Raw genomic sequence first — 18,839 nt, forward strand, 5'->3', positions numbered from 1 at the left:
AGTCCCTAGATTGAACAAATTTTAATCCTGAAAGGTCAACAGACCCTAGGACAAAGGAGAATGAGAAATGAGTGAACAATATACCGCCTTGCGAGGCAATGTAAATTTGCTTGGACAACTGCTTGGACAAACTATTAAAGATGCTCAAGGCCAAGCGATTTTAGACAAAGTAGAAGAAATTCGTGCTTTATCAAAGTCATCTCGCAGTGGTAACGAAGACGACCGTCAAGCGCTAATAAAAGTACTCCACGCGCTGAGTGACGAAGAACTTTTACCAGTTGCCCGTTCATTTAATCATTTTTTAAATTTAGCTAATGTTGCTGAGCAGTTTCATACTGTTTCGCGCTTTAATGATGTTGGCCTTGGCCAACTTAATCCTCTCACTCAAACATTAAAAGCGTTAGCGACAAAGGCACAAGAAGGCCAACTAGACAGTAATCATTTGGCCGAAACACTCTCAAAACTCCACATAAATCTAGTATTAACCGCTCATCCTACCGAAGTGACGCGTCGCACAATTATTAACAAACATGTTGAATTGAGTGATTGTTTGGCTTCACTTGAGCGAAAAGATAATTTACCCCAAGAACGCAGTAACATTTTAAATCGCATTGAACAGCTTATCAGTCAAGCATGGCATACCGATGATATTCGTCGCTCGCGACCCACTCCTGTGGATGAAGCAAAATGGGGTTATGCGGTCATTGAAAATAGTCTTTGGCACGCGGTTCCACGTTTTTTACGTGAGTTTTCAGCAAATGTTAAAGCGCAGTTAAACTTAGAATTACCCGCTAATTATAGTCCAATTGAATTTACTTCATGGATGGGGGGAGACCGTGATGGCAATCCATTTGTAACTGCGCAGGTGACCACTCAAGTACTTGATCATGGTCGTTGGATGGCGCTTGATTTATACAACCATGATCTAGACACGCTCAGTGCTGAATTATCTATGTCGGATGCCAGCGATGAGCTTATTGAACTAGCGGGGCAAGATTTTGAACCATACAGAGCCGTACTGAAAAAACTCAAAAATCAAGTCGCTGAAACCGTTGTGCATCTTGGCGCTAAAATTAAAAATAAGCGCAGTGATTCACAAGATCTCATCACCGATATTAACCAGCTTAGGCAACCGGTAGAAGTTTGTTATCGCTCATTGTTAAAATGCAATATGAATGTGGTCGCTAATGGATTATTACTTGATTTACTATACCGCATAAACAGTTTTGGTCTGCGTTTAGCTAAACTTGATGTACGCCAAGATTCATCGCGCCACAGTGATGTGTTTTCAGAGCTGACTCGTTATTTAGGGTTAGGCGATTACAACCAATGGCAAGAGCAAGACAAACAAGCCTTTTTACTAACCGAGCTTAACTCGCGTAGGCCGCTTATTCCAAAGCATTGGCAACCCAGCGCTGATGTACAAGAAGTGCTTGATACCTTTGATGTTATTGCCATGCAAGATGAGGCAACATTTGGCCTGTATATTATTTCGATGGCGCGCACCGCATCAGATGTTTTAGCGGTACAACTATTGTTAAAAGAAAGTGGCTGTAGCTTTGATTTACCCGTAGCGCCATTGTTTGAAACACTCGACGATTTAAACGCAGGCAGTGATGTAATTACCACGTTGCTTGATAATGTTTGGTATCGCGGGCACATTAAAAACACGCAAAATGTAATGATAGGTTACTCTGATTCGGCCAAAGATGCCGGCATGATGGCAGCAGGTTGGGCGCAGTACGAAGCAATGGATAAACTTGTACAACTTGCTGATGCACGTGGGATTGAGCTGGTCTTATTTCATGGCCGTGGTGGTACCGTAGGGCGCGGTGGTGCACCTGCTGCACAAGCGCTTCATTCGCAACCGCCAGGCTCATTAAAAGGGGGGTTGCGTGTAACCGAGCAAGGTGAAATGATCCGCTTTAAATTTGGTTTACCCGATGTTGCACTGCAAAGCTTAAATATTTACGCAGGCGCAGTACTGCAAAGTAACTTATTACCACCACCGGAGCCAAAACCACAGTGGCGTGAAGTAATGCAGCTCATTAGTGAACAGTCGTGTGAACACTACCGCAATGTAGTTCGCCATGATGAAAACTTTGTACCTTACTTTAGAATGGCAACGCCAGAACTTGAACTGTCTAAACTTCCGCTTGGCTCTCGCCCTGCAAAACGTAACCCCAATGGTGGCGTTGAAAGTTTACGTGCTATTCCGTGGATTTTTGCTTGGAGTCAAAACCGTTTAATGCTTCCTGCATGGTTAGGTGCGTTAACCGGTTTAAAAGCAGCGCTTGAGAAGTATGGTGCACAAACTCTAAACGAAATGAGCCTGCAGTGGCCGTTTTTCAGATCGCGCCTAGAAATGTTAGAAATGGTATTTAGTAAAGCCGATTGTTGGTTGAGTGAGCATTACGATAACGCGTTGGTAGAAGATATGTACAAACCACTGGGTATCACGCTTCGTAAAGAGCTTAAAGAAGCCATTACTTTAGTGCAATCGCTGAGCCCGCAAAAAAGTCTGTTAGCTGAGCAGCCTTGGATCAAAGAGTCAATTAGTTTACGTAACCCGTACACCGATCCACTTAATTTATTACAGGTTGAGCTGCTTCGTCGTGCGCGCTCAAACGACAAGCACAACGAAGGTGATATTGATAATGCATTAATGATAACAATGACGGGCATTGCAGCAGGTATGCGCAATACTGGTTAACAGGTTATTTTGTTAATTAAACGGGAGTACGCGATGTGCTCCCTTTTTTTGCGTTAAATAGGCTGGTATTTAGTATCTTAACCTTTTAAACTACTTAGCCATTGAATAATTAAAAAATGTTATGGCTTCAGCAACTTTTACTGTACAGCAAGATACAGCACTTACCAATTCACACATCTCATTAAACGTAGCGCAAACAGCGTCATTACGTAGCCAATTAAAGTCCCAACGTGGCATTTTAAATTCTAATAATATTAAAGCGTTATGCTCGCAATATGCGGTGTCGGAAGATTCACTATTGCAAGGTTTAGTGCCTCTAGCTTCTGAGTTTTCAGTTGCTCCCGTATCACTTTTCCACGTTGGCGCAATAGTTAAAGCGCTTGATGAAAATGGCGATATACACTTTTATTTTGGTGCAAATGTAGAATTTAATCATCAAGCATTGAGTTTAGTGGTTCACGCAGAGCAATCGGCTATTAATAATGCATGGTTAAATGGTGCTAAAAAAATTCTAAAAATAGCCATTAGTGATGCACCATGTGGATATTGTCGCCAGTTTATGAATGAACTAGCCGATGCTAAAGAATTTGATATTTTACTCCCAAACCAGCAATTTACATTAGCCGAGTTACTACCGCATTCATTTGGGCCAACTGATTTAGGTAATGAATTTAGTTTATTTAATCCAAAACCACAGTTAGCTAAATTTAATCTAGATGGCCTTGATGAAACATTTGCCCGCTTTGCGCTTAATGCTTACGTGCCTTATAGCCAAAATTTTTGCGCAGTAAAAATCGTTACGTTTAATGACGGTGATTTTTATGGAAGCTATGCTGAAAATGCAGCGTATAGCCCAAGCTTATCGCCACTACAAAGCGCATTAAGTCAGTTTTTTTTAGCGGGTCTTAGCTTTAATGAAAGCGTTGTGAAGGGTATTACGTTATTAGAAACCAAAGGGCAAGAAAATCAAGCTGGTGTAGCAAAGGCTGTATTGGCTAGTTTTAGCAATTTACCCGCACTTGAGGTAATTAGCGCCCCACTTAAAGAGTGAACCGCATACAATAAAGCACAGCTAAAAGCTGTGCTTTATTGTAACAGCCGGTATTAATCAAGTAATACTTTAGCTGCTTCAAGTACGACAGCGACAGATTTTCGCTCTATTTCACCGTGGTCAACATTTGGTATTTCTTGGCGAGTACGATTAACAAGTACGCCCGCTACACAAGCTGCTTGTAGACCAAGTGCCGCGCACATAGTAAATAATGTCGCCGATTCCATTTCGTAGTTCATTACACCAAGCTTTTGCCATTCTTCACAGCTACCTTGGAATGCTTTTGGCACGTAACCAGAATGCGTATCGTAACGCTCTTGACCTGGGTAGAATGTATCGCTTGAAGCTGTAATACCAATATGAAAATCGATATTTAAATTATTACATGCTTGTACCATTGCTTGTGTTGCATAAAAGTCAGACACAGCAGGGTAGCTAAGTGGTGCAAAATGCTGGCTAGCACCGTCTAAACGCACAGATGCTTGGCTAATTAAAATGTCACCTTCGTTTATATGTGGTTGAATAGCACCCGTTGTACCAATACGTAAAAATTTACGTACGCCAAGTTGCGCTAATTCTTCTACAGCAATAGACGTAGATGGACCACCAATACCCGTAGAACAAATAACCACAGAGTGACCATTAAGTTGGCCTAAATAAACATGGAATTCACGTGTTTGAGCAAGGCAGGTTGGATTGTCTAGGAATTGTGAAATGCGTGCAGCACGATCAGGGTCGCCCGGTACAATTGCAAGTTTTGCACCTTTAAGATCGTCAATACATAGTCCTAAGTGAAATACCTTTTCCATAGCTAAGCCTTTTTATAAAAATTGTTGTCAATCTAACATGATTGCTAGAAACGTTTATCAAGTACAGGACGATTGTCCGTTTTATTCTAACTGTTCAAAATTAAGTATGAATATTTTAAAGAGTTAATTTGATTTATTCATCAACAATGAATATTCAATCAAGCATCTATATGCGCGGCCATACGGTGTGGTTGACATGTTTAACCAGACATAATAAGTATCACTCAAGCGCGTAACTAAAATTAAATAAGCCCTAGCTGTAAATTACTAAAGTTTAATTAATTCAATTGATTATATTGGCTTTAACTATTTTTAAGCAAATGTGCTTATACGGATCAGGCACGGACTTATTAAGCAAAATAGAATTTATTTGAAGTTTAGGCATTTTTAAATATTTTGCATAACTAATCAAAATTAGTTAGTTGCGGACAGAATATAAAATCGTAAGGGTTTATTATGAGCACACAATTTCAAGCATTTAAAAACAAAGTTGAGCACTGCTTGTGCGCACCAGGTGATGGTGTATACACGGTAAATACAGCCAAAGAGCGAAAAGCAGCACTGAGAAATAAACTTTACGGGCAAACTGAAAACGTTGATAACCTATGGCGTGAGTCGTTAAATGAATTACCAAATTCCCCGCATAAAGCGGTTATGTTAGGTATTAGCTCTGATTGCGGTGGCGGTATTTTACGTGGCGCAAATTGGGGACCGTTATTTGTGCGCTCAGCATTGATTGATCAACAACCACAGTGCCATTCGTTTGATTTGGGTGATGTGCGTGTAATTCCACATTTATTGCATGACAAATACCTAAATGATGCAACAATTTCTAACTGCCAAAAAGCGTTATACGGTAATGAAGATAATGATTATTATGTGAGCCCATTATCGATTACTGAAGACGTATGCGACAGCTTTTACGCAACATTTACAGACAAAGGCATATTTGGTATTGGTGGCGATCACTCAATTAGTTATCCACTGACTAAAGCGTACTTAAAAGCTAAGCGTGAGCAGGGCAAACGCACTGCTATTATTCACTTTGACGCGCATACAGATTTACTCGTTGAACGCTTAGGTATTGATTTATGTTTTGGCTCGTGGTGTACACATATTTTAGAGTTTTTACCGGCACCGCATCATTTAATTCAATTTGGTATTCGTTCAAGCGGTAAGCCAAAAGCGCACTGGGAAAGTACGTTTGGTGTTAAGCAACATTGGGCACATGAGATCATAGAACGTGGCGCAGCCGCAGTTGCTGCTGAGGCTATTGCACAATTAAAAGCTGGTAACGTTGATGAAGTGTATGTTAGTTTTGATATTGATGCGCTGGACGCTGAGTTTGCATCTGCTACGGGTACGCCAGAAGATAACGGTTTAACACCGCAACATGCGCTTGATATTTTATCAGCTATTGCCGATGAGTTCCCTATTACAGGTGCTGACATGATGGAAATAGCGCCGTTTACCGACAGCTCTTTGGTTGGTCAGTCAAGCTCTGAAACAACGCTGCGCGAAGGTGCTAAAATTTCAGCATTTTTGATTGGTGCAATGAATAAGTAATACCAATTGCATTAGGGTCTGTTGATCTTTCAAGGTTAAATTTGCAGCAGTCGGTTTGGTATTTAGGCAAGGCAGCGCCTATGTAGTGTGGTTATTCCCCATAAATAGACGATAACGCAGCATCAATGCCAAACAGGCGCAGCCCAAAGGGCTGAGGGATCCCCACTTTATCCAGCGGCCTCTTTTTGATAATTAGAAATAAAGTTTTTTAAACTTTTTTCTATATAGCTTTGTGTAATACGTCTCTTACATAGCTTTATGACTTGCTTGGCTAAGGTTAAAAATGAAAGAACTCGGCGATTCTTAACACTATTTGCTTGAAATTTTATATGCCACTTCCTTTTTTCTGCTTCACACCCTATAAACCATAACGCAGTGCTCGCTATTGTGGCTATCAAGCATAATATTCCTATTCTATTTATGCCGGTGCTTTTACTAAAACGCCACGAAAAACCATATCTCAAACTTTTGTCATCGCGGAAATTTTGCTCTATTTGCATTCTTTTACTATATAAACCAACTACTCGCTTACTCGTCATTGTATTGTCTGATGTCGCGAGTAACCATGGCTCTTTCGCTAAGTTTTGATACATTTTTGTATCTTTCGTAAATCTGCTTTTTCCTTTTCTTCCTTTATTTTTTCCATGATATACGTGTAAAAATGCATCGCATGCTGTCGGGCTGGACTGAGTTAGTCGTGCTTGACCTAACGCCTTTGGTATATCGCTGGCACCAGCCCTAAGTTGTTTTAATGTATGCCATTGTGATTGCATGGCTAGTTTACACTTCATTGAGCCTCTTAATCGACCTATCATATGCCAACCAAGTTCGCGTACTTTACTATACCAAGGCGTAAGAAAGCCGCCGTCTGTTACAATATAGACACTAGGATGTCGTCCAAGCACTTCATAAAGTTCATCTAAAAACAGGCTGTTGGTTGCTGGGCTATCAAAATTCTTCTGCTCAACAATCATGTTATAAATCACGATAGAGCGCCCATCCACAAGTAAGCTTGCTCGCAGTAAGTAATAGTCGTGACCACAGGCACCGCTCCAGTCAACGGCAATTGCAAGCATTGGTAAAGAGTCGATAATAGGATGAGCTAATGCTTTATAGATAGCGACCCTTTCATTGTAGAGGTGAGTATTTTTTAAGAAGCGATCAACGCGTTTTATTTTATGTTTTACATCCACAGCGCCAGACAAATTTCTGCCGATTTCAGTTAAGGTAAGTTTATTGCCCGAAATTAATGCATTACTGCAGCTTAGTAATGTTTTTACTCTGGCATTATTGAATGGCGCTAATGCATGTTTAAAGTACTTATGGCAAACTGATGTGTCAGGCATAGCAGTTGTGACTTATGTGGGTTGTGGTGATTTACATAAGATCATAAATTGCTGTGCCTGTCACGTTTTGGGGATTCGTCAGCCCAAAGGGTTCTTCCTAGGGGCTATTTACTCTTTGTTGCTCGGTTTTTACTTATTCTTACAGGGATGTAAGCCATTAGAGTAACGCAGGAGCAGTTACCGAGCCCACTCGATTGCAAACCTCGCGCCGCGATTAAATAGCCCCTAGTTTGAACAAATTTTAATCCGCAAAGATCAACAGACCTTAAATTAATGATCTATTATAGCGACAAGAAAATAGCTCAATAACAAGGCTAAAATTATGATACATAGTTGTTCTACATAAATAATTTTTAACGTAGTTAGTGAGTTATTTAATACGCTAAAGTGATCATGTTTTAAAAAGATTGGTATAATTCTCACTATTAGGATAGCGTTGTTATCGCGTCCTATTGCAAGCCCTGTATTTATAGGGCTTGCGTTTAGCGCTTTGATGCAAACCAGTCCTCAATTTTCATAATATTTTATATTCCACTGTAAAACACCCCACTTTCAACTCAAAATACCTCTTTAACACATTGAAATATAATGACTTATATATATTTATTAAATATAAATTGCTGCGTTTAAAAAACCGATTATAATCCAGCTGCTTTTTGTTTAAAAAGCGCTAACTTTTTGGAGCGTTAAATGGGTGATTTAATCGGGATTAGTTTGTTGATCTTGATCAGTGCGTTGTTTGCTATGTCTGAAATAGCAATTGCAGCGTCGCGAAAAATAAAACTGCGAGTAATGGCAGATGAAGGTAACGTAAAGGCGGCTGCGGTATTAAAACTGCAAGAAAATCCAGGCGCTTTTTTTGCGATGATCCAAATAGCGCTCAATGCGATTGCTATATTAGGTGGCATTGTGGGCGAGCAGGCCTTATCGCCGTACGTTGAAAGTGTGTTGGTGTTGTTTTACCAAGGTCCGCACTTAGAGAAAATTAGCTTTTTATTCTCGTTTTTTACTATTACCTCACTATTTATTCTGTTTGCTGATTTAATGCCAAAGCGTTTAGCTATGATTATGCCAGAAGCGGTGGCTGTGAGAGTGGTTACAATAATGCGTTGGGTGACCTTTGCATTGACTCCTTTGGTGATGTTTTTTAACGGGGTCACTAATTTTGTATTGCGGTTGTTCAAAGTCCCTGCTGAGCGAGAAGATAATGTAACAACCGAAGACATTGTTGCTATGATGGATGCGGGTGCGGCATACGGCAGTTTACAAAAACAAGAATATGAATTAATAGGTAATGTGTTTGACTTAGAAGCGCGGTTTTTATCGAGCGTAATGACTCCTCGCGACCAAATTGTTTATTTTGATTTGAAAGAATCTAGCCATGATATTGCAACTAAAATTATTGATCATCCTCATAATCACTTTTTAGTGGTGTCAGGGAACCTAGATAAGTTGCATGGCTCAGTTGAATCAAAAGATATTTTACGACAAGTCCTTAAAGGTGAAGCGGCTAATATCAATGATGAGCTGATTGATACAGATGTTTTTTACTTGCCCGAAACACTGAGTTTGTCTGAGGCGCTAAATGCCTTTAAAAGTGCAGCTAAACCGTTTGCCGTTGTTGTTAATGAATATGCTTTATCGGTAGGCATTGTTACTGTAAAGGATTTAATGAAAGGCTTTATGGGGGATTTAATCACCCACCAAGGTGACGAGTTGATAATAGCGCGTGATAAAGACTCTTGGTTAGTAGATGGTTTAACACCAATCACAGATTTAGCAAAAGTATTAGATATAGAAGAATTTCCTGAACAAATGCACTACGAAACGGTTGCTGGTTTCTTAATTTACACCATGAAGCGCATTCCCAAACGCGCTGAGCATTTAACCTATGCCGGTTTTAAATTTGAAGTTGTTGACGTTGAAGGGATAAGGGTAGAGCAGTTACTTGTATCAAGAGTCATATCCTCAGCCGCAATAACTCAATAAACTTGATGTAATTGCGATACTCGTTATTTATAAGCCAAGCCACGCTTGGCTTTTTTTATGTCGGTAATATCAATTGGCATAAGCTTTGAACAAATTAAATAGCCTGAGTTCAGGTTAGTTAAAATTTTACCTTGTTATTGACGCTATTTTCTTACCTCAAAATAGTCCACTACATCCCATGTTATTTGACCAACCCCACGGTTCCATAACAAATAATTTCCTTCCAAATCTTATTACACATCCGGAAAAATAATAAATGTAAATTTGTGTAAAAAGTGATTGATTAACATATATTAATAGTTGAATTTAATTTAGAATGATCGTTCACTCTAAATTAAAGGTATTTACCATGCAGCGTTCCCGCATTGCTTTATTTGTATTATCGGTTCTTGCCGGTTCTGTTATTTTAACTGGTTGCGATCAGGCGGTAGAGCAGTCACAAGCTTCAGCACCTCAAGCTGTCCCTGTGGGCGTAGTGACCCTTAAAAGCCAATCACTTACTTTAAAAAAAGAACTGCCTGGACGTATTAGCGCTTTTCAAATTGCTGAAATTCGTCCCCAAGTAAGTGGTATTGTGCAATCGCGTTTATTTGTCGAAGGTAGGCAAGTTGAGCAAGGCCAAGCGCTTTATCAAATTAACCCTGCCACATTTGAAGCTGATTTAGCGGCCAGTGAAGCCGCCGTTGCACGTGCACAGGCAAGTATTGCAAGCAGTAAATCTAAAGCATCACGCTATAGTGAACTTTTAAAAATAAAAGCGGTAAGTCAGCAAGATTTTGATGAAGCAGATGCCACATACAAACAAGCAAATGCCGAATTACTAACGGCAAAGGCCCAATTGAAATCAGCGCAAATAAACCTTGATTACAGCCATGTGTCGTCACCTATTAGTGGCCAAATTAGCAAATCAAGCGTAACGGTTGGTGCGTTAGTTAGCGCTAACCAAACAATGGCTTTAGCCACTGTGACACAATTAGACCCGATTTATGTTGATTTAACACAATCGAGTAACGAGTTAACGCAACTTAAAAAAGCGATCGCTTCAGGCGCTTTAAGTGTTGATTCTACGAGCCAAGCAGACGTTGAACTAATGATGGAAGATGGTTCAGTGTATTCTCATAAAGGCACTTTACAGTTCTCAGAAGTCACTGTCGATCCAAGCACTGGCTCGGTAACGTTACGCGCTAAATTCCCCAATCCAGAAAAGTTATTACTGCCTGGCATGTATGCACGTGCATCAATTATCGAAGGTGTTAAAGCGGATGCTATTTTAGTGCCGCAACGTGGTGTTAGTCGTAATTCTAAGGGGGAACCAACAGTAATGGTTGCTAGCAAAGAGGGGATTGCTGAAAGTAGAGTATTAAAAATAGATCGCTCAGTTGGCGCTAGTTGGTTAGTAACTGCGGGATTAAGCGAAGGCGACCAGTTAATTGTTGAAGGGCTGCAAAAGATTCGTCCAGGTGTTCCTGTTAATCCTTCAGAAGTTCAATCGTCTGGTACCGCCGGTAAAGCGCAATAACGGAGAATTTCAATGTCACGATTTTTTATCGATAGACCAATATTTGCTTGGGTACTTGCTATTGTAGTGATGCTCGCAGGTATCTTAGCTATTAATAGTTTACCTATTGCGCAGTATCCATCTATTGCACCACCGGCTATTAGCATAACAGCAAATTACCCAGGTGCATCTGCGCAAACTCTTGAAGACTCTGTTACACAAGTAATAGAGCAAAAAATGAAAGGATTAGATGGCTTGCTATATATGTCATCTACATCAGAGTCCAGCGGTTCAGCTTCGCTAACCCTGACGTTTAGTGCGGGCACTGATCCAGATATTGCGCAGGTTCAAGTACAAAATAAATTGGCGACAGCAACCCCTCTTTTACCTGAAGAAGTACAAAGGCAAGGTGTGGTTGTGGCAAAATCTGCAGACAGCTTTCTGCTTGTCGTTGGATTTGTGTCGCAAGATGGCAGCATGAATAATATTGACATTGGTGATTATGTTTCATCAAATGTGCAAGACATAGTATCGCGTGTCAATGGTGTGGGTGAAGCGCAATTATTTGGTTCACAATATGCTATGCGAATTTGGCTAGACCCTGCCAAGTTACAAAACTTTAAACTTACGCCAGCAGATATTAGCGCGGCAATTAGCGCGCAGAATGCTCAAGTATCGGCCGGTCAATTAGGGGGTATGCCTGCGGTTGCTGGGCAACAGCTTAATGCAACGGTGACGGCGCAAAGTCGATTACAAACGGCCGAACAGTTTGAACAAATATCAGTTAAAACTAACAGCGATGGCTCAGTTGTTCGCCTTGAAGATGTAGCAAGAGTTGAGCTTGGTGGAGAAAACTACGGTGTTATAGCACGTTTTAATGGTAAACCTGCATCAGGCCTAGGTGTAAAACTAGCCAGTGGTGCAAATGCCCTTGATACCGCTCAAGGTGTTAAAGATGCACTTAAAGAGTTAGAGCCCTTTTTTCCAGAAGGTTTACAAACAGTGATCCCCTACGATACAACACCGTTTGTATCGCTATCGATAGAAAAAGTAATACATACGCTAATTGAAGCCGTTGTGTTGGTTTTCGTCGTGATGTATTTGTTCTTACAAAACTTTAGAGCAACGCTCATTCCTACCATTGCGGTGCCTGTGGTTTTACTTGGTACATTTGGTATTTTATACGCATTTGGGTATTCAATAAATACGCTAACAATGTTTGCGATGGTACTTGCGATAGGCTTATTGGTAGATGATGCAATTGTTGTCGTTGAAAACGTAGAGCGCTTAATGACTGAGGAGAAACTCTCCGCGCTTGAAGCCACGCGTAAATCAATGGATGAGATAAAAGGCGCTTTAGTCGGTATTGCTATGGTGCTTTCAGCCGTATTTATACCAATGGCATTTTTTAGTGGCTCGACGGGTGTTATTTATCGTCAGTTTTCTATTACGCTTGTATCGGCTATGGGGTTATCGGTTTTAGTCGCGCTTATTTTAACGCCTGCTTTATGTGCAACGCTTTTAAAGCCGAGTCACGTTCATAACGATAGTTCTTTTATTGGTAAGTTTTTCTCTGGATTTAACCGTGGATTTGATAAAACAAACGCCGGTACACAAAACTTTGTGAGCCGTATGCTTACGCATTCTAAGCGTTACTTACTTATTTATGGCGTAATTGTTGGCGGTATGGTGTATGTGTTTTCAAGCTTGCCTACGGCATTTTTACCAGATGAAGACCAAGGTATTTTGTTTAACCAAGTCATGCTGCCAGCAGGTTCAACAACAGGGCAAACACTTGAAGTTGTAAAAAAAGTAGAAAATCATTACCTAAACGATCAAGCTGAAGCTGTGAATGGTATTTTTAGCGTTATTGGCTTTAGCTTTGCGGGATCTGGACAAAACTCAGCACTTGGCTTTGTTAATTTAAAGCATTGGGATGAACGCCAACGTGACGACTTATCGGTCAACGCAGTTGCAGGAAAATCAATGGGTTACTTCTCTACAATAAAAGAAGCCTTTGTATTTGCATTTCCACCGCCTGCGATTGTTGAGCTTGGTACCGCTAACGGATTTAATTTGTTTTTACAAGACCGTGTGGGCCTTGGTCATGAAGGCTTACTGGCCGCTCGTAACCAATTATTAGGGTTGGCTAGCCAAAGTCCTATTTTGGCAGGTGTTCGTCCAAACGGACAAGAAGACATGCCAGAGCTACAGTTAGATATAGACTTGGCAAAAGCGCAAGCACTTGGTTTATCGCAAGGTGATATAAACAGTACGCTTTCTACTGCGTGGGGAAGTAGTTATGTAAATGACTTTATTGACCGTGGACGCGTTAAAAAAGTATACCTACAAGGTGAAGCTGAAGCACGCATGGTCCCTGAGGATCTGAATAAGTGGTATGTACGTAATAACAATGGTGACATGGTCCCATTTTCAGCTTTTGCGAGTTCATATTGGTCTTATGGTTCACCGCGACTAGAGCGTTACAATGGTTTTTCTGCTATGGAAATCCAAGGGAGTGCGGCGCCAGGTTACAGTACCGGTCAAGCAATGGATGAGATGGAGCGTTTAGTGAAAAAGCTACCAAATGGCTTTGCATCTGAGTGGTCAGGTATTTCTTTTCAAGAGCGCTCAAGTGGCGGGCAAGCGCCGATGTTATATGGTATTTCCCTATTGTTTGTATTTTTATGCTTGGCAGCTTTATACGAAAGCTGGTCTGTACCATTTGCAGTAATGCTTATCGTGCCACTGGGTATATTTGGGGCAATTATGGCGGCGTTAATGGGTGGATTATCCAATGATATTTACCTACAAGTTGGTTTATTAACCACCATAGGGTTGGCGTCCAAAAATGCAATATTAATTGTTGAGTTTGCAATTCATCAGATGGACGAAGGACTTGGTTTGGTTGACGCTGCAATTGCTGCTGTACGCCTTCGTTTGCGTCCAATTTTAATGACCTCCATGGCCTTTATTTGTGGTGTTATACCGCTTGCCATTGCATCTAGCGCTGGCTCTGGTGCACAAAATGCATTGGGTATTTCAATTATTGGTGGCACGCTTGCCTCATCAATTTTGGTTGTGGTATTTGTGCCGTTGTTTTTTGTATTAGTTCGCCGTGTATTTCCCCGCAAAACAGATAGCGTTGCAAAGGAGAGTGCAGAATGAGACTAAAAAACATCAATCTTAAAACATTGAGTTTAAGTGCAATTACAGTCGTTATCTTAAATGGTTGTCAGCTTGCACCCGAACAAGCAAAGTTAGTGTTACCAGTACCTGATGCCTACGCATCGGATACCGGGCAAGCAAAAGTGACTTCTTTAAAGTGGCAGCAGTTTTTTAGCGATGAAAAATTACAAACACTAATCGCGCAAAGTCTTGAGCATAATAAAGATATGCAAATAGCCGTACTTAATGTGCAGCGCGTACGTGGTTTATATCAAATTGAAGACTCGGCACTGTACCCTTCACTGGATTTTAATGGCGCAGGGAATCGCCAGCGTTTGCCTGCTGAGTTATCGGGTGGAAATAATCCAACAATTAGCTCTCAATATAGCGCAACAGTAGGAATTACATCGTACGAGTTGGATATTTGGGGAAAAGTGCGCAATCAATCAGCGCAAGCATTGCAAAATTTATACTCAACTGAGCTTAGTCAATACAGTACACAAGTATCGCTGGTGGCTGAACTTGCTAATGCATGGCTAAATTACGCCACGGATCAACAGTTGTTAGCACTTGCCCAAGAAACGCTAAGTTCTCAGCAGGAGTCACTGTCACTGACCCAAAAAAGTTTTGATTTGGGTGCAGCTTCAAAAATTACCCTTGAGCAACTAAGAAGCACAGTCGCGACTGCAAAAGTAGATATTGCAACATACAAACGTTTATTGAAACGCGATAAAAATGCACTGGATTTACTTGTAGGCAAACCTGTAGCGAATAACTTACTGCCAAGTAAATCATTACATTCACTTTTAAGTTTACCATCAGTACCCGTTGGATTACCGTCCGACTTATTAACGCAGCGCCCTGATATTAAAGCTGCTGAGTATCTGTTATTAGCTGCAAATGCGAATATAGGGATTGCTAAGGCTGCTTTTTATCCGAGTATTAGTTTAACGGCCAATGCAGGCAGTGCGTCTAGTGAATTGAGTGGTTTATTTGATTCAGGCTCAGGAACATGGAGTTTTGTACCATCGGTGAGCTTACCAATTTTTAATATGGGCCGAAATCAGGCTCGATTAGATGTGGCAAAAGCGGATCAAGAAATTGCATTGGCTACCTACCAGCAAAAAATTCAACAGGCTTTTCGTGAAGTAGCAGATGCATTAGCTGATACAGAAGGTTATCAAGAGCAGTTAACAGCGCTTGATATGTTACTACAAAGCCGCCAATCAACGTTTGATTTGTCGCAAGCGCGCTACGACAACGGTGCGGACAGTTACTTGCAAGTACTTGATGCACAAAGAACGTGGTACAGCGCGCAGCAACAGCACATTGTGGGACAGCAAGCATTACTTGCAAGTCAAATCAGCTTGTACAAAGTTGTAGGTGGTGGTTGGAACCAGCACCTTAATTAGTCAAGCGCTGTAATATAAATAGTTGCACTTAAGCTCATGTGCAGCTGTTTAATTACGTATAAGATTTAAATGGGTGTTTATATTTTTCAGTTAACTATGTTCATATTGCGCACTTAACTGTTTGTTAAAACATCTATTGTCGGATCGGTAGATTCGGTATCGGAGTTTCGTATGAAAACTAAAAGACACACAGATCCAGCACTCGCAGAGGCGCGCCGTCAGCAAGTACTGACTGCTGCGGCCGATTGTTTTCGCCGTAAGGGGTTTCATGCTGCAGGCATGGCTGAAATATCAAGAATGGCGGGAATGAGTGCAGGCCATATATATAATTACTTTGAAAGCAAAGAAGCGATCATAGAAAGCATTATTGAAAAAGATATGGAAGAAATGTTTTCAATATTTGAGGGTTTTGAAGGACAGCCGCAAGACACACTAACAGTACTACTTAATGGTTTAAATATAGGTGTGCAAAGGCATATGGATACTGATACAGGTGCCTGTGCGGTTGATTTGGAAATGCTTGCAGAAGCGGGACGAAACAACAAAGTAGCTACTTTATTACGTGATGCAGACACTCAGGCACGTAATAAAATGCGCCAGCTACTGACAAGTGAACGCAGTGCAATTAAAGATATTGATGAAGTGGAGTTAGAAAGCCGCATTAATGTTATTTTTTCTGTTATGGCGGGGTTATTACTGAGAAAAGTACTTTATCCCGAATTAACAGAAGAAACCGTTTTAATCGCACTTCGCCCAGCAATGAAAACATTGCTAATGCCATTTGAATCACATTAGTTTAGGGCCTGTTTATCTTTAGAAGTTAAATTTGCAGCAGACTATTTGGTCGTTATACCAATTGCATTAAATTAGAGAACTATTATAGCGATAACAAAATAGCGCAATAACAAGGCTAAAACTATGATATATAGTTGTTCTCTATAAATAATTTTTAACGTCGTTAGTGAATTATTTAATACGCTAGAATGATCATGTTTTTAATAAAATTGGTATTAGGCAAGGCATTAACTATGTAGCGTGATTCGTCTTCATAAAAAGCTAACGCATTGTTAGCTTCTTCCTCCCATGAACGAATTTCAGTAAATTGCGTTATATGAATTTATGACTGATAAGCACGTAAATTTGGCAGATTTTAAAATAGAATTTAATCATCGTTTATTTGTTTACACTTAATGAACGAATACCCATCCGCAATAATAATCACCCAATTTGAGAGATGAAATCTCACGCTAACCACATAAAAATCCTTATAAAAAACAACTAAGTAATAATTTTTTCCTTTTTATCGACACGATTTCATAGCCTCAAAATAGATCACTTAATTAAGCGAATTGGTATACTATAATTTATAAATAAATTAGGTGGTGCGTAATTTGCTACAGAACAGTAGGATTTAACTAACCTGAACTCTGGTTAAGAGATTTACTAACGTATTGAATCATTGTGATATTTAAATTTATTCTCTCTAGCCAGAGATTTTCAGTGAAAACAAGGCGAATTTACGCATCAATAGCGGGCCTATTGCAAGTAAATTCAACGCAGTTAGCGCTGAAAATAGCGGCTCGAGATAGATTTATTATCCAGCGGTCAGGTTAACTAATAATACATAAAAGGAGAAACTATGTGGGCTGCAATAAGTTATTTAGTATTAGCATTACTGTTTATTTTTATTGGTTGGGAGGTTAACTCCGTTTACTTTTCACTGGTATTTTATTGGACTGCTTTATCACTTCTGCTGGTAAGTGCTGCTTATCTATTTAATGCGGGTAAAATATTTAGAAAAAGAGAAAGTGGTGTCATTCCTTTTTATATTCGCTGGGCCTTTATCCCTTTTTTATTCGGTGTTCAAATTTATAATGCATACGCTCGCAAGCACGATAAAGTACCGCCTATTCAGCAAATTAATAACAATTTATTTTTAGCCTGTCGATTATTTCCATCGGATATAGACACACTAAAGAGTAATGGAATAACAGCCATTTTAGACGTAACCTGTGAATTTGATGGCTTAGAATGGAGCTCAACACAGGAAAATATAAAGTATTTGAATATCCCGGTGCTTGATCACAGCGTACCGACGCACTCGCAGCTTAATCAGGCTATTAATTGGATCCATCATCATATCAAAGAAAATCGTCGAGTCGTGGTGCATTGTGCTTTAGGCCGAGGGCGATCAGTGTTTGTTATGGCAGCTTACTTGCTCAGCCAGAATAAAAATGCGGATGTGCATCAAATACTCGCACAGATCAAAGAAACGCGTGAAACTGCAAATTTAAATAAACACCAATTGCGGCATTTAGCAAAACGCCATAAAAATGGAGAACTTGTTATAAAGAATAAAGCCATTTTGATAGCAAACCCGGTATCGGGCACTAAATTATGGCAAGAAAAGGAGCATTTAATTGTTGCTCGCTTATCAAGTTATTATGATTTAAAAATACTCACCACCAATAAAGAAACCAACGGCATAACTTTAGCTAAGCACGCCATAAAAGAGCAACCTGATATTATTATTGCCTGTGGCGGAGACGGAACCGTTGCAGAAGTCGCCAGTGTACTTGTTAATACACAATGTAAATTAGGTATTATTCCTTTAGGTACAGCAAATGCACTTGCGCATGTATTAATGGGGATCAGCTCTAAATTTATTCCTGTAGAGCAAGCTTGCGATTTAATTATAGATGGTCAAACAAGTTTAATGGATACGGCATATTGTAATGATGAATTGGTATTGTTACTGGCGGGCATTGGATTTGAACAATCCATGATTGAGAAAGCGGACAGAGAAGCAAAAAATAAATCAGGGCAATTAGCTTACCTAAATGGTTTCTTTCAAGCTTTTGGTGAGCAAAAGTCACAATCGCTTACTGTAAAACTCGATGACAATGAACCTCAAGAAATTTGCACTAATAGCTTTATTGTCGCTAATGCGGCACCTTTTACTACATTACTCGCTCAAGGGGGGGGGCAACCAAATCATAATGATGGTTTGCTTGATGTGAATTGGTTAACTCCCAACAAAGATGATTTCACAACAGTTTTGAGTATTGCAGAGCTTATGTTTAGCAGTATTACTCAGACGCATTTAGCTATAAATTCGCATCATACCAATGCTAAAAGAGTTGAAATTACTGCACAGAATGAGATTAGGTATGTGTTAGATGGTGAGGCTAAAACAGCTAAACGCTTAGTAATTACTATCGTACCAGCATCACTTAATGTTATTTGTAAAGAGGTGTAAAAAGGGATGTTGATATAAAGATGCATAA

General features: G+C 40.1%; 11 protein-coding genes. 9 read left to right on the forward strand and 2 right to left on the reverse strand.

The window, feature by feature from the left end:
* Positions 1–67: 67 nt before the first annotated feature.
* Both ppc and cdd read left to right on the forward strand, forming a co-directional pair.
* Complete coding sequence (gene ppc, locus ACJJVZ_RS01940; RefSeq protein WP_077535099.1) at positions 68–2,713, forward strand: phosphoenolpyruvate carboxylase; 2,646 nt, start codon at positions 68–70, stop codon at positions 2,711–2,713.
* Positions 2,714–2,834: 121 nt separating this feature from the next.
* The gene (gene cdd / locus ACJJVZ_RS01945; protein ID WP_405597656.1) at positions 2,835–3,764 is read left to right on the forward strand and encodes a cytidine deaminase; all 930 of its coding nucleotides are present in this window, start codon (positions 2,835–2,837) and stop codon (positions 3,762–3,764) included.
* 53 nt (positions 3,765–3,817) lie between these two features.
* On the opposite strand, the gene udp is transcribed toward cdd, so the two are convergent.
* A complete protein-coding gene (gene udp / locus ACJJVZ_RS01950; RefSeq protein ID WP_077535101.1) occupies positions 3,818–4,573 on the reverse strand; it encodes a uridine phosphorylase in 756 nt (251 codons plus the stop codon).
* Between the two features lie 456 nt (positions 4,574–5,029).
* Here udp and ACJJVZ_RS01955 point away from each other — a divergent pair, with 456 nt between their 5' ends.
* The gene (locus ACJJVZ_RS01955; RefSeq protein ID WP_405597659.1) at positions 5,030–6,139 is read left to right on the forward strand and encodes an arginase family protein; all 1,110 of its coding nucleotides are present in this window, start codon (positions 5,030–5,032) and stop codon (positions 6,137–6,139) included.
* Positions 6,140–6,306: 167 nt separating this feature from the next.
* Here the strand turns inward: ACJJVZ_RS01955 and ACJJVZ_RS01960 are convergent, their stop codons facing one another.
* The gene (locus tag ACJJVZ_RS01960) at positions 6,307–7,485 is read right to left on the reverse strand and encodes an IS4 family transposase (RefSeq protein WP_405596959.1); all 1,179 of its coding nucleotides are present in this window, start codon (positions 7,483–7,485) and stop codon (positions 6,307–6,309) included.
* 690 nt (positions 7,486–8,175) lie between these two features.
* On the opposite strand from ACJJVZ_RS01960, the gene ACJJVZ_RS01965 reads away from it, so the two are divergent.
* The 6 genes from ACJJVZ_RS01965 (at position 8,176) to ACJJVZ_RS01990 (ending at position 18,811) form a co-directional block, all read left to right on the forward strand.
* A complete protein-coding gene (locus ACJJVZ_RS01965; protein WP_138585919.1) occupies positions 8,176–9,474 on the forward strand; it encodes a hemolysin family protein in 1,299 nt (432 codons plus the stop codon).
* A gap of 349 nt (positions 9,475–9,823) precedes the next feature.
* A complete protein-coding gene (locus tag ACJJVZ_RS01970; RefSeq protein WP_138585920.1) occupies positions 9,824–10,993 on the forward strand; it encodes an efflux RND transporter periplasmic adaptor subunit in 1,170 nt (389 codons plus the stop codon).
* 12 nt (positions 10,994–11,005) lie between these two features.
* Complete coding sequence (locus tag ACJJVZ_RS01975) at positions 11,006–14,140, forward strand: efflux RND transporter permease subunit (RefSeq protein ID WP_405597663.1); 3,135 nt, start codon at positions 11,006–11,008, stop codon at positions 14,138–14,140.
* An 11-nt stretch (positions 14,141–14,151) separates the two neighbouring features.
* Positions 14,152–15,552: an efflux transporter outer membrane subunit gene (locus tag ACJJVZ_RS01980; protein ID WP_405598160.1), complete on the forward strand. Its 1,401-nt coding sequence runs from the start codon at positions 14,152–14,154 to the stop codon at positions 15,550–15,552.
* 171 nt (positions 15,553–15,723) lie between these two features.
* Positions 15,724–16,347 carry a TetR/AcrR family transcriptional regulator gene (locus ACJJVZ_RS01985; RefSeq protein WP_077535107.1) on the forward strand — a complete coding sequence of 208 codons (624 nt, stop codon included), beginning with the start codon at positions 15,724–15,726 and terminating at the stop codon, positions 16,345–16,347.
* Between the two features lie 844 nt (positions 16,348–17,191).
* Positions 17,192–18,811, forward strand: a complete 1,620-nt coding sequence (locus tag ACJJVZ_RS01990; protein ID WP_405597666.1) for a diacylglycerol kinase family protein — start codon at positions 17,192–17,194, stop codon at positions 18,809–18,811.
* Positions 18,812–18,839 lie beyond the last annotated feature (28 nt).

It is taken from the genome of Pseudoalteromonas sp. Ld19 (assembly GCF_045064135.1).
Lineage (GTDB): Bacteria > Pseudomonadota > Gammaproteobacteria > Enterobacterales > Alteromonadaceae > Pseudoalteromonas > Pseudoalteromonas aliena.

What these genes read in the sequence shown, in the direction of transcription:
- ppc (WP_077535099.1), top strand. Translation starts at nt 68, where the DNA reads ATGAGTGAACAATATACCGCCTTGCGAGGCAATGTAAATTTGCTTGGA.
- cdd (WP_405597656.1), top strand. Translation starts at nt 2,835, where the DNA reads ATGGCTTCAGCAACTTTTACTGTACAGCAAGATACAGCACTTACCAAT.
- udp (WP_077535101.1), bottom strand. Translation starts at nt 4,573, where the DNA reads ATGGAAAAGGTATTTCACTTAGGACTATGTATTGACGATCTTAAAGGT.
- ACJJVZ_RS01955 (WP_405597659.1), top strand. Translation starts at nt 5,030, where the DNA reads ATGAGCACACAATTTCAAGCATTTAAAAACAAAGTTGAGCACTGCTTG.
- ACJJVZ_RS01960 (WP_405596959.1), bottom strand. Translation starts at nt 7,485, where the DNA reads ATGCCTGACACATCAGTTTGCCATAAGTACTTTAAACATGCATTAGCG.
- ACJJVZ_RS01965 (WP_138585919.1), top strand. Translation starts at nt 8,176, where the DNA reads ATGGGTGATTTAATCGGGATTAGTTTGTTGATCTTGATCAGTGCGTTG.
- ACJJVZ_RS01970 (WP_138585920.1), top strand. Translation starts at nt 9,824, where the DNA reads ATGCAGCGTTCCCGCATTGCTTTATTTGTATTATCGGTTCTTGCCGGT.
- ACJJVZ_RS01975 (WP_405597663.1), top strand. Translation starts at nt 11,006, where the DNA reads ATGTCACGATTTTTTATCGATAGACCAATATTTGCTTGGGTACTTGCT.
- ACJJVZ_RS01985 (WP_077535107.1), top strand. Translation starts at nt 15,724, where the DNA reads ATGAAAACTAAAAGACACACAGATCCAGCACTCGCAGAGGCGCGCCGT.
- ACJJVZ_RS01990 (WP_405597666.1), top strand. Translation starts at nt 17,192, where the DNA reads ATGTGGGCTGCAATAAGTTATTTAGTATTAGCATTACTGTTTATTTTT.